The organism is Bacillus sp. FG16, from assembly GCF_057809515.1.
In genome coordinates, this window is record NZ_JBMDKC010000134.1 from 1 (window position 1) to 12,158 (window position 12,158).

Annotated in this window: 13 protein-coding genes and 1 pseudogene; 2 read left to right on the forward strand and 12 right to left on the reverse strand. The window is 36.7% G+C overall.

Annotated elements, in window-relative coordinates:
- Positions 1 to 72: 72 nt before the first annotated feature.
- The 4 genes and pseudogenes from cshA to ACODS7_RS28840 all read right to left on the reverse strand — a co-directional run.
- Entirely contained in the window at positions 73 to 1,638 is a 1,566-nt protein-coding gene (gene cshA, locus ACODS7_RS28825) for a degradosome RNA helicase CshA (RefSeq protein ID WP_000206601.1), read from the reverse strand.
- 305 nt (positions 1,639 to 1,943) lie between these two features.
- Positions 1,944 to 3,320 (reverse strand): UDP-N-acetylmuramoyl-tripeptide--D-alanyl-D-alanine ligase, encoded by a 1,377-nt coding sequence (gene murF / locus ACODS7_RS28830; RefSeq protein WP_000595969.1) that lies wholly within the window; start codon positions 3,318 to 3,320, stop codon positions 1,944 to 1,946.
- A gap of 63 nt (positions 3,321 to 3,383) precedes the next feature.
- Positions 3,384 to 4,469 (reverse strand): D-alanine--D-alanine ligase, encoded by a 1,086-nt coding sequence (locus ACODS7_RS28835; protein WP_016083961.1) that lies wholly within the window; start codon positions 4,467 to 4,469, stop codon positions 3,384 to 3,386.
- 227 nt (positions 4,470 to 4,696) lie between these two features.
- A pseudogene (locus tag ACODS7_RS28840) lies at positions 4,697 to 5,677 on the reverse strand (MDR family MFS transporter); the annotation flags it as partial.
- A gap of 338 nt (positions 5,678 to 6,015) precedes the next feature.
- Here ACODS7_RS28840 and ACODS7_RS28845 point away from each other — a divergent pair.
- Complete coding sequence (locus tag ACODS7_RS28845) at positions 6,016 to 6,897, forward strand: cytosolic protein (protein ID WP_488828185.1); 882 nt, start codon at positions 6,016 to 6,018, stop codon at positions 6,895 to 6,897.
- Here ACODS7_RS28845 and ACODS7_RS28850 read toward each other — a convergent pair.
- Genes ACODS7_RS28850 through ACODS7_RS28865 form a run of 4 tightly spaced genes read right to left on the reverse strand, consistent with a single transcriptional unit; the run spans position 6,894 to position 9,140 of the window.
- Complete coding sequence (locus ACODS7_RS28850; RefSeq protein WP_243169260.1) at positions 6,894 to 7,502, reverse strand: replication-relaxation family protein; 609 nt, start codon at positions 7,500 to 7,502, stop codon at positions 6,894 to 6,896. The two genes, ACODS7_RS28845 and ACODS7_RS28850, sit on opposite strands and share 4 nt — an antisense overlap.
- Complete coding sequence (locus tag ACODS7_RS28855) at positions 7,492 to 8,658, reverse strand: FtsK/SpoIIIE domain-containing protein (RefSeq protein WP_000511372.1); 1,167 nt, start codon at positions 8,656 to 8,658, stop codon at positions 7,492 to 7,494. Before ACODS7_RS28855 ends, ACODS7_RS28850 begins: the two co-directional genes overlap by 11 nt.
- Before the next feature lie 10 nt (positions 8,659 to 8,668).
- A complete protein-coding gene (locus ACODS7_RS28860; RefSeq protein ID WP_127063809.1) occupies positions 8,669 to 8,989 on the reverse strand; it encodes a hypothetical protein in 321 nt (106 codons plus the stop codon).
- Positions 8,990 to 9,008: 19 nt separating this feature from the next.
- A complete protein-coding gene (locus ACODS7_RS28865; protein WP_255288214.1) occupies positions 9,009 to 9,140 on the reverse strand; it encodes a hypothetical protein in 132 nt (43 codons plus the stop codon).
- Positions 9,141 to 9,452: 312 nt separating this feature from the next.
- On the opposite strand from ACODS7_RS28865, the gene ACODS7_RS28870 reads away from it, so the two are divergent.
- Positions 9,453 to 9,677: a helix-turn-helix domain-containing protein gene (locus tag ACODS7_RS28870; RefSeq protein ID WP_069356461.1), complete on the forward strand. Its 225-nt coding sequence runs from the start codon at positions 9,453 to 9,455 to the stop codon at positions 9,675 to 9,677.
- Positions 9,678 to 9,848: 171 nt separating this feature from the next.
- Here the strand turns inward: ACODS7_RS28870 and ACODS7_RS28875 are convergent, their stop codons facing one another.
- The 4 genes from ACODS7_RS28875 to ACODS7_RS28890 all read right to left on the reverse strand — a co-directional run.
- Positions 9,849 to 10,013, reverse strand: a complete 165-nt coding sequence (locus ACODS7_RS28875) for a hypothetical protein (RefSeq protein ID WP_243169259.1) — start codon at positions 10,011 to 10,013, stop codon at positions 9,849 to 9,851.
- Between the two features lie 372 nt (positions 10,014 to 10,385).
- Complete coding sequence (locus ACODS7_RS28880; RefSeq protein ID WP_243169258.1) at positions 10,386 to 10,808, reverse strand: MAG6450 family protein; 423 nt, start codon at positions 10,806 to 10,808, stop codon at positions 10,386 to 10,388.
- 8 nt (positions 10,809 to 10,816) lie between these two features.
- Complete coding sequence (locus tag ACODS7_RS28885) at positions 10,817 to 11,278, reverse strand: Panacea domain-containing protein (RefSeq protein ID WP_243169257.1); 462 nt, start codon at positions 11,276 to 11,278, stop codon at positions 10,817 to 10,819.
- Between the two features lie 164 nt (positions 11,279 to 11,442).
- Positions 11,443 to 12,158: N-acetylmuramoyl-L-alanine amidase (locus ACODS7_RS28890; RefSeq protein WP_488828190.1), on the reverse strand; the 716-nt coding region annotated here is incomplete at its 5' end.

Consider the following 12,158-nt stretch of genomic DNA (forward strand, 5'->3'; position numbering starts at 1 on the left):
TTATCAAGCTGCCTAATGAAATAACCGTGTCTAACTTTTAGGGGTCACTTCAAAAGGGCATTCTCTTTTTTATTAAGCTTGTGGACGGCTATGATGTTTTCTTTCGCCGCGTCCATTTGAAGATCCTGGGCGACCTTGACCTTCACCTCTACGACCACGACTACCACCATCACGATTGCGATCACGGTTTCCGTCACGATTACGTCCATCACGGTTACGACCATCGCCACCGCCGCGTCCATCACGACTACGATTACGGTTACCATCACGGTATCCGCCTCCGTTACCGCCACGTTTCTTAGAACCGCCACCTCTTGAAACAACTGGTGGTTCTGATGTTAAAGCGATCGGAGTTGTATCCGGCTCTTTAGTCATCATTTTTAAAGCAGCAGCTACTACTGTTACAGAGTCATTCTCTTCTAACATTTCTTCTGCAATACGCTTGTAGTATGATAAGTTCTCATTTTGGATTGTGCTTTGAAGTTTTTCAGCGATTAAACGTTGTTGACCTTCTAATGCCTCGTCAAGTGTCGGTGCTTCCATACGATCAACTTTACGTTTTGTTGTACGCTCGATATTTTTTAATTGTCCTGATTCACGTGGTGTTACAAATAACATTGCAATACCTTTTTTACCTGCACGGCCAGTACGACCAATACGGTGAACGTATGATTCTGGATCTTGTGGGATATCGAAGTTGTATACGTGTGTTACGCCTGAAATATCAAGACCACGTGCAGCAACGTCTGTTGCAACAAGAACTTCAATAGCACCTTCTTTAAATTTACGTAATACAGACATACGTTTCGCCTGTGTTAAGTCACCATGAATACCTTCTGCTGCATAACCACGTAAGTTTAATGCTTCTGATAATTCATCAACACGACGCTTTGTACGACCGAATACGATCGCAAGCTCTGGAGATTGAATATCTAGTAAGCGTGTTAACACGTCAAACTTTTTCTTTTCTTGCACTTCTAAATAGAACTGCTGAATGTTTGGCATTGTTACTTCTTTTGCTTTTACTTTAATGTGTTGAGGCTCAGTCATGAAACGCTCAGCAATACGACGGATTGGATCTGGCATTGTCGCTGAGAATAATAATGTTTGATGTGTTTCTGGCACATCTGTTAAAATCGCTTCAATATCTTCAATGAAGCCCATGTTTAACATTTCATCCGCTTCATCAAGAACAACAGTCTCTACGTTTTGTAAGCGAAGTGTTTTACGGTTAATATGATCTAAAATACGACCCGGCGTACCAACAATAATGTGTGGGTGTTTTTTTAGAGCACGAATTTGGCGGTTAATATCTTGACCACCATAAATTGGTAGAATACGAACACGTTTATGTTTACCAATTTTGTATAGCTCTTCTCCAACTTGAATTGCTAATTCACGCGTTGGCGCGATAACAATACCTTGAACTGCTTCTTTATTTGTATCCACTTTATCTAATAGTGGTAATCCGAATGCTGCTGTTTTCCCTGTACCTGTTTGCGCTTGCCCAATAATATCCTTACCTTGCAATGCATGTGGAATTGTTTCAGCTTGAATCGGCGTAGCCTCTTCAAAGCCCATACTTTCAACCGATTGCAGTAAAGACTCACTTAATCCTAATTCTCGAAATGTTGTCAATGTTACTTCTCCTTTTCTATCCTATACTTATCATTTAAAAAAAGGCGTTTTCCGAATTTGCGGAAAAGCCCTTTTCCTGAATGCTCACGTATATAACCGGGCGTATATTCTTCACGAAAATACTTCTAAACGTTATTACACTTTATCAATTATAAGTTTTGTATGTGTAAAAAGCAAACCCAACTGTTACCTTATTTTATATTCAGGGCCTTTTTCTTTACTTTTATTTTTTTATCATTTACTGTAAGCGCTTATTATAAGTTTCTTCTATTTTCGTGACTATCATCCCTATTTATATACACCAATTATTTCAACATCGTAATTACTTCTTCTAATTTCATACCGCGAGATGCTTTTATTAATACAACATCTTTCGCATCGACTACTGCTTGTAAATCTCTTACTAACTCTTCTTTATTATCATACGCCTTTACACGTTCATTAGGGAAATTAATTTTCGCTCCTTCAGCAATTTGAGCTCCTAATCTACCGTATGTGAATACATGTGAGATTTTTGCTGGATCGATCAATTTACCTACCTCATAATGGAACTGCACTTCTTGATTTCCAAGTTCTAACATATCACCGAGCACAACGATTTTTTTAGTAAATCCATCTAAACCGTTCATTAAATGGAATGCTGCCTCCATAGCCGTCGGACTTGCATTATAAGCATCGTTGATAATTGTTAATCCACTATCCGTTTTTACAATCTCCATACGCATGCCCGTCATTTGAAGTGTTACTAAACCTTGTTTCATTTCTTCCCACGTCACACCAAAATGTGTCGCAATTGCCATTGAAGCAAGTGTATTGTACACATTATGTTTTCCTAACACCGGTAGGTAGAATGAAATATTTTCATCTCTATTCATTTTAAAATGTGTCCCCGTTGCCTGTAATGTTACAGTCGTTGGATAGTAATCGTTGGCTCTTGCATCACCAAACGTAACTGTTTCTGCCGCTAAATTCATTTCAGGAACACGATTCGTTAATAGCGGCTCATCTCCATTATATACGAACACGCCACCTTCTTGTAACCCTGTAACAATTTCTAATTTCGCTTCAGCAATTGCCTCACGAGATCCTAAATCCATTAAATGTGCCTCACCAATATTCGTAATGATAGCTGCATTAGGACGAGCTAACTTAGATAAAAATTCAATCTCTCCTCGGCTTGACATACCCATTTCTAATACAGCTACTTCTGTATTTTCTTCTAAGTTTAAAATAGTGAGAGGTAACCCAATATGGTTATTGAAATTCCCTTCTGTTTTTTGAACTTTGAACTTAGTCGCGAGAATACTTGTCACAATATCTTTCGTGGATGTTTTACCGTTACTACCTGTCACACCAACAACTTTAACATCCAATTGATCGCGATAATTTTTCGCTAACATTTGCAGTGCAGATAGCGTATCTTCTACAAAAATAACCGGAAGATTCTCGGGTGGATTTGCTACATCTTTCATCCACAATGTAGCTACAGCTCCATTTTCAACTGCTTTATCTACAAAAGCATGTCCATCGAAACGCTCCCCTTGAATCGGAACATATAAGTTTCCTTTTTCAATTTTTCTCGTATCAATAGACACGCCTTGAATAATAGTTCCCTCATATTGCTCTGCTAATCCAGTACCATTTACCATCTGTTCTACTTGCTTTAACATTCGCTTTATCATATAGAAACGCTCCTTACATAGAGGAAGCACTATTCCTACGAATAGTGCTTCCTCCTTTTTTTGTTAGATTGTATATTTAATTTTTTGTTTTTCTTCGTGACGTTCAATCGCTAAACGAATTAGCTCTTCGATTAACTCTGGATACGGTAACCCAGTATGTTGCCATAATAGAGGGAACATACTAAACGGTGTAAATCCTGGCATAGTGTTTACTTCGTTAATATACACTTCTCCGTCTTTCGTTAAGAAGAAATCAGCTCGCGTTAAGCCTGCACCATCTAATGATTGGAACGCAATAATTGCATCACGCTTAATTACATCAGATTCTTCTTCTGTCATTTCAGCTGGAATAATTAACGCCGTATCACCATCGATATATTTCGACTTATAATCATAGAAGTCCTTTTTCGGAACGATTTCACCTACAACTGAACATTTCGGCTCATCATTACCTAGTACACCAACTTCTACTTCACGACCTACAATATTTTCTTCTACAATAATTTTGCGATCAAATTGGAATGCCTCTACAAATGCATTCTCAAGTTCTTCACGATTTTTACACTTATTAATACCAACACTTGAACCAAGGTTTGCTGGTTTTACGAAGCAAGGATATCCTAACTTATCTTCTACTTTAGAATAAGCTTCCTCACGATTTTTTTCCCATGCACTGCGGATGAAAGACGCATATTTTGCTTGTTTTAAACCAGCCTCTGCAAAGATATTTTTCATAACAACTTTATCCATACCAGCAGATGATGCTAGAACACCATTTCCTACATAAGGAATATTCATCAATTCTAATAATCCTTGAACCGTTCCATCTTCACCGTTTGGTCCATGTAGTAATGGGAAAATAACGTCAATAGCGTTTTCCTCAGAAGCTGCAGATGGAATGATTTCTGTACTTAATGATAATGGAGAAATCGCATTTTCTGCACCGCTCATTTTTAAAGCCTCAACATCTGTTACTTCGCCTTCAATACGCTCACCGCGTACCCATTGACCTTGTTCTGTAATATAAATTGGATGAATCTCGAATTTATCTTGATTTAACGCTTTAATAGCAGCAAGAGCCGTCTGTAGCGAAACTTGATGCTCAGCTGATTTTCCACCATATAATAAACCTAATTTAATTTTCGTCAATGAAATCACCCTAACCAATTGTTTTCATTTTTCTATTTTAGCACTTTTTATAAAAATAGGTAGTTCCTATTTGAAATAAAATGTAACTTCCATAAATAATTAAATAACATCACTTATTGGTTTTTTATTTCATTTTCTTTATAGCTACACAAAATAAAATGGCAATCTAATCTAGTTATGTACCTAAAATATGTAGAAATCCCCTTTTTGTGTATGTCACCTATTTACTAAGAAGATTGTTTGGTTAGTGTATCTTTTTGCCTTTGCTCAACAAGGCGATCTAAAGAAATATATACAATACCTGCAACTACACATCCTACAGCTAAAATTGTAAATAGAAAGTGGCCAAGTAATCGATCTAATAAAAAGCCTCCCAAAAGTGGACCAAATGCGCTTCCTGTAATCCACTGCAAACTTGCAGCGCCCATATAAGTCCCTCTCAAATGCTCAGGTGCCAAGTTTGCTACAAATGTCATCTGTACAGGCGACATAATCATCTCACCTAACGTATATATAGCATAAACGAACAGTAGTGTTATTAAAATAACTGTAGCATTTGTATTAAACTCTCCAAACCACTTCGGTAACCACCCTATAAAAAATAATCCAATCCCGAACAAACATGCACCATATAACATCGTCTTCCCGACTGGTTTATCCGTAGCCCATTTTGAAATTTGAAATTGGAATAAAACAACTAATAGTCCGTTTAACGCCATTAAATATGGATATGGATTATTCGTTCCAAAAATACGCTTCATTTCGTTATCAAAATGTAGTGGCAACATGCCTTCTGTTTGAGAAAACCCCATCGAAATGATAATACCTGCTAATAAGTAAATCATTAATGCCTTATCTCGCATTACAATTTTCCAAACTGCCCCAGATTCCTTTTCTTTATGTTCTTCCTTATCTGTCCTCTTTGGCATCGTCTCTTGAATAAGAAGTAATACAAGTAACGCATAAAATAGCATTGTAGAAGAGGCAATAATAAACACAAGATTCTTTGACAACACAACTACTGATGCTCCCATTATCGGACCAATCGCAGCACCTATATTGTGTCCCATTCGTAATAAACCATATGCCTCTGTTCTTTTTTCTGGTGCCGTTACATCTGCGACCATAGCTGATGCAGCTGGATGAAATAAAGAATTACTCAATCCTAAAAAAATAGATAAAATTGCATATGGAATAAATCCTTCTATTATATATAAAACTTAAATTGCCTAAAAGCGCAACAAACCGCTATATTAAGCAGTTTTTCACTATATCGAAAAATATAATTGGCAACACTTTTCTGGTTATTCGTGACCATATTCGTTACCGAAAAAATCGAAATTAAACAAACAAAAAATAAAAGAGCACAGCGTGTATAAAAGGTGTTGTCGCACCCTTCATACCGTCCGCCTAACCTAACTAGGCAAACACCTGCTGTAACTCTTCATGTACCTCATTTTACCGTACATAAGGGTCTCCTAGCAACAGTTTGCTTACATTTTGTGGCATACTGTTGCTTTTTTATTTTCAAAGGAGACGAGCCCTTATGAAAAAGAAACAAGTGATTTCAATTATTGCAAGTGAAGAAACATATGAAAACTTAGCATCCTTTCAAACTCTCAAGGAATTAAATGACACTGTGCGGGCGTATAAGAAACAATATAAATTAAATAAAAACCAAATGGCAGTACTCGATCATTTACACCACTATTCCGCTAAATACCTTGGTGTTTCTTTTAAAACCAAAAATAACATTGCGGACGCACTTCATATTAGCCGTAGAACAGTTATTCGTGTATGCCAATACTTAGAATCCCTTGGTATGATTAAACAACTCGAAATGAAACGTAAAAGTGATAGGAGACAAACGAGTAATGTTATTGTGATTCAACCTATTCATACAGACGGACAACTTGTCACACCTGAACCAGCTAAAAATGATGAAATTTGTCACACCCCAAAAACAACTACTAAAACCTTAAAACAAAAGAGTAAAAATATAAATAAACGTAAAGAGAACGTTGCACAATCTTTTCAACAGGATGTAGATTTCATCGATTACCGTGTACCACAATCTATGCGTATGAAATTACAAACTGCTTTTGACCCTAAAGTAATTAATGAATCTTTCAAAAATGCGAGAAACATCGCAAAGAAAGCTGCAAAACAATTTAATTTACTTGCGGATACAGATGTATTCCACAACATTCTTGCGAATGCTTCTTCTGTCTTAATCTCTAAAACACATAAGTACGAGCATAACGGGAAATTGATGAAAAATCCGGTTGGTTACTTTACACGCACGTTTAAACATATGGTCTATGACTACATCGATAGCTTTAGGGATATACATAATCTTGCAAATCGTAAGAAAGATATTTCTGCTCGTGATACGTTATTTCTAAAGATGATTGGCGAATCATTTTAATTCCGAATCGCCATTTGATTCATGAAATCATGAATAGACTTTGTTTGGAATATGCGAAAATTGGGAGAGCAAATATCATATTGTGTATTCGTAATGATGAGTAGTGAGGGGAAATATTTGGATTTCTTCGGTTGCCATGGTTCTTGCTGCCATTCCAAACTATGAAAGTAGAATTCGTAACGATTTACTTTTTCTTGCATAACTTTCTTACTGTAGACTGAATTCTGAACTTCTATGAAAAATGGAGATTGTCGCCAAATTGCAAATATGTCTGGCTCCATATATGCTTTACCATACTTCGGCTCGACTTTAAACAATTTAGGCTTTTCGTACTGAAGAAGTTGCTTATATACATTCACAATAGCAAGAAAGTGCGGAATCTTTTGACTTGTTTTTCGAATCGGACTCGGTTGTGGAAAGTAGATATATGGTTTCTGTAACACATTTACGTCCACACTCCCATCTCGCCTTAATCGTTTCATAACCGTATTGCAACTGGTCACAGCTTTCTTGAGTCCTTGAAAATGCAAATCGATAATATCATCTCGTGATAGGCATCTAAAGCGGCATAAGTCTTTTATAATCGCTTTATCTCTACTCTTCATGTTCCAACACTCCAAACAAAGGAAGTTCTTGTTGTAGCGAATTCTGAAGCGTTATATCTTCTTTGAGTAAACGGTAAGGTTCAACTATTTGCTTTGCTTTATTAAGTTCTAAATAAGGAGCTTGCACTTTCTTTAATCCATTTAACTTTAAAATCATTTGGCCAGATTGCTCTAATTGTTCTGATCCAGGTGTGCCCATTATATTACTATTAATTGTGTTATCGCATTTAAAGCCCATTCTAACCGTCATATTTAGCTTTAACTTACCATCTAACACCTTTGCGTCTGGTCTTTGCATGGATAGCATAAGGAATACACCTAGCGCCCGACCAACTGCCGATATTTTTTCTATTGTCGTCATACATTCTTTTTCATCTTGTAGCATCGCTACTTCATCGATAGCTAACAAAATATAGGGTTTCTGTTTATCAGGATTTAATTTGTTGTACTCATCAATGTGATCCACTTCATATTCTTCCATGAGCTTTCTGCGTTCCCTGATTTCATTCCAAACCTTATGAAGCATGACTTTCATTTCGATTTCTTCCATGCACACTTCTTTCACATGTTTTACTCTACGCAAGAAATGAAATTCAGAGTTTTTCAAGTCGCCTAGGTACAAATATAATTTATCAGGAGGCATGTATTGAATGAGTGTAGAAAGTACAACACGTACCATACTACTTTTTCCGCTACCTGTTTCTCCTGCAATTAGTAAATGGGGTGTATTGGGGTTTACCATATCATAAACAAGCATGTTTCCAAACTGGTCACGCCCTACTATAACAGGGAGACGGCATTCTTTTATGAATGGTTGCCATTGCTTATAACTGTAGTTGTATTGTTTCAAACCACCATCAGAATGAAATACATTGAGCACAAACTTTTTAATATCTCCCTCAATTGCTACATTCCGTCCAAATATTTGTTGAAAGCAAAACCATTTCTTTTCAATTGTCTTTGGATCTAATCCGTTGGGGATAGTAAATACATATTTCACGCTTTCGTTTGAAGAAAAAACAGCATGAACCTTTGGATAAATTGGGATTTTCCCTCCACGTGTTTGATGTTCCGTATATAAACCTGCCTTTTGGAACACCTCAATAATCTGGTGTTTTAAAGACCTCTTATGAAGCCATTCTTTTATGATTCCCATGACAAGCCTCCTAGAACATAATTACAATTCGAAAAAATACATAGGTAATAAATCCCACTCCACCAATTTTCACACCATAATAAATCCCATTGGATAATAATTTGGCCGCTGATACATAATCATTTCGTACAAGATATCTTTCTAACATGACTGCCCCAATTAAAGCCGTTCCCATTATCCCTAATGCCAGATACGTATTTAAAATAGAATCCGACATATGAACAAATGCTAACGGACTTAATGAATGGTATCTCTGTATTTTCTGCTCTTTCATTTTGTATGATCCATCTATAAAATCCCGAAAAGGAATAACTTGCTTTCTTGTAAACATAGAATCCACTCCCCGTCATTTATTTCTTATCGTATTCCGCACAAGACTCTGAGCAATACTTCTTTCCATTCCATCTCCAAAACAACCAATCGGATAGCAGACATTTACAATACTCACAAGTTTCTTCTGATGATGCCATCTTGATGTTCATTTCTTTCGCCCCTTTATAAACAGAATATAAAATGCAAGTGAAATAACGCTTTACGCACCCATTACCATGGTAGTGTTACCTTGATAGGAACCATGGTAGCTACCACGGCAGAAAGCGAAAACTTACCATGATACCTACCTTGGTAAAATCACCCCTTCCTACCTTGATAACTACTTTGATAGGTGAAACTTCTCTTACCTTGGTACATCATATTGGGTAGGGCTTGGACAATATTCTTCATTTTCAGGGTTTTATTTTTAGTGAAAATTGGACATGATTGTATGTAATATGCTAATTAATGAGGTGAAAGTGATGTGGGGTCTAGGTAAAAAACGAACAAAATTAGGTAAATTTTTAGACAAACATAATATCGAACAAGAATGGCTTGTGCGAAAATCTGGATTAGGTAGAAATACAATTGGGGAACTTGCTAATAATTTTGATAGGTCTCCTACTCAAAAAACAATGCAAAAAATATTAAAAACCCTTCGGGAAGTCGATCCTAGAATAAAAGCGGACGATTTTTGGGATATGTAAACACGAAGAATCCGCCTCCAAAAGGAGACGGATTCTTCGTTGTGCAATAGATTAGAGAACCTATATAAAATATAAATCATATAGAATTATTAGTCAATAAAAGTTCTATTTTTCAATAATGTTGGATATACTGTAAATGTCATCGAGAGAATCACCACGTGAGAGGCGCCTTCAGCTGGGGAAGGCGCTTTTTGCTATGTCCAAATATGTGATACCAGAAATCCCTCTGTCTTTATTTGACTGTTCATTCGTTTCTTTCCAATCTTTTTTAGTTACGTTAGCAAATTTACTTTTTGACAATTTTGGTTTTCTAACTACTTTACGTCTGGCGAACATATCCTTGTCCTCCTTATTGCAAAAGATTATGTAGGAATTTTCTTTATTTCTAATATGATTATCAGAGCATTCTCTCCCAATCTGAGATTGCTCTTTTTTTATATAATTCCCTACACTTCGCTATCATTCGAGAATTCCACATTTGCCATTCCCTTTTTCCTCGTCACGATTCGTTACGCTTCCCGTGTCTTCGTCAACAAAGACCGTTTCTTTTTATATCTGCAACCATATCATTCCATGAATTTTTCTTTTTCTCACGGGACATTCCTCCATTTGCTTAATTAAACAATTTCCGATATACTAAGTTCGTCATCGAAAAGATTCACCGCTAAAAAAAGCGATTCCTATATATAGGAATCGCTTTTTTATTCATTATGTAAGACAGATTGCATGTTTAGGGTCAAACCATAACACATAGAATGTAGATTGATTTTGAAATCCCCATATTCTATGTCTTTGTGATACGCGCATTTCAAAAATTTCTTCCTCTTCTGAAACAGAACTTGGCAATACGTGACGCAAACTTGTGATGGGAATCTTTTTCATGTTTATTCCATCACTACATCTAATTTGAGACCAAGTCATTCCTGAAACGCGACGCAGAAAGTTCGATAATTGTTTTAAACCTTTTTTCTCTAAATCATGCAACTGTCCGTTTTTATCACATAAATGTCGAAAAGAAATCGTAGGATATTCATGTATGTTCGACTCTTGCCTTCGTGGTTGTGGGATTCTCCTAGCTCTCTCCACACTGGTTTCTATTATACTGATGCCTTTACGCTTTTTCTTCCCCATAGCACTAACTATTCTTTCAATTTTTGGCGATAATACATTTTCATTCGATTTGTATCAATGTCCACGGTACAACGTTCTGATGGAGCATATCCGTGTCTCGCTTCAATCCAAGGGTCTTCTTGATGAGTTAAATCTTCAAGGAATTTGCCATCATACCTACCATACACATCCCATACTTCATCTAAATGGTCTAAATGTTTGCTTGTAAACATGTGTGAATCAAAATTTTCTACCGGCGGTAAGTTCTGCCATGAATAGTCACGGTATTTTTGAAATAAATTTGGATTGACTGGGCCATGTACCCATGCCTCAAATCTTTCGCCGAATAATTTTTCTCCTTCAAAAGCTAAATACCATGCTTGTGCATAATAACATAACTTTTGTAACTTTAAATGTGTAATAGAGCTACCTTGCTCAGTTTCTACTCGTTTTAGAAAGTAATCGGCCACATTAAATATTGTAATTCCCATTAAAACCTCCCCCTTACTACCTCCTGATTAAGCAAAATTATTCCACAATTCGAATGAAATAACAAGAGGGATACGTTGAAAAATATTTTTTCACAATATATAATCCAGTATATTTCCCAATTAAAACAAGGAGGTTTTCGCCTCCTTGTTTTGTTTTCTCTTCCCTACTTCACATACACATAGGCTTCGTTTGATGTCATATAGTATGTGCGCCCTTTACTATTGTGCACCTTAAATTGCGTGAAGCCATCCACACTTATCTTCTCATCGATTATAAATCCTTCTCCCGCATCCAATGTACCCGCTACAGCGCTATCCTGCCAGGACGGAGAATCATAGAACCTGAGATTATCAACTTTTGAAACTACACGTTTCCCTACAACTGGATTTACTGATTCTTTTCTTTCCAAACTGATATAATTTGGATTATATTTCACCCATTGCTCTCCACCAAGGTGTAACCATCCGTCTTTCTCTCCCCACACTTGATACGCTTCAGGTTGATTCAGCTGACGAATAACTAAATAGCTTGTACCCGGTCCTTGTCGTAAGTTTACATTGTTCCCAAGGATATAGGCAATGCCTTGTGTGTGGACGACTGGATTATCTTCACCTGTTATTTTCATTCCCTCACCATTGGTATACGCTCGCTGCACATCACTTCTAAATTGAGTTTCTGATACGCCATGGCCTCGTAAATAATCAATTGGGTCTTCATGATCTGTACCGCCCAGGTACTTTCTCACGTCGTTATGCGTCCACAATCCTTTCTCTACCGATAGATTATTATCTTTTAATATTTTCGCTAACAGCTTTACGTATTTCTCATAACTTCGTTTAAACTTGGCATAATCGGCTGTCTCACACAATTCCACATGAA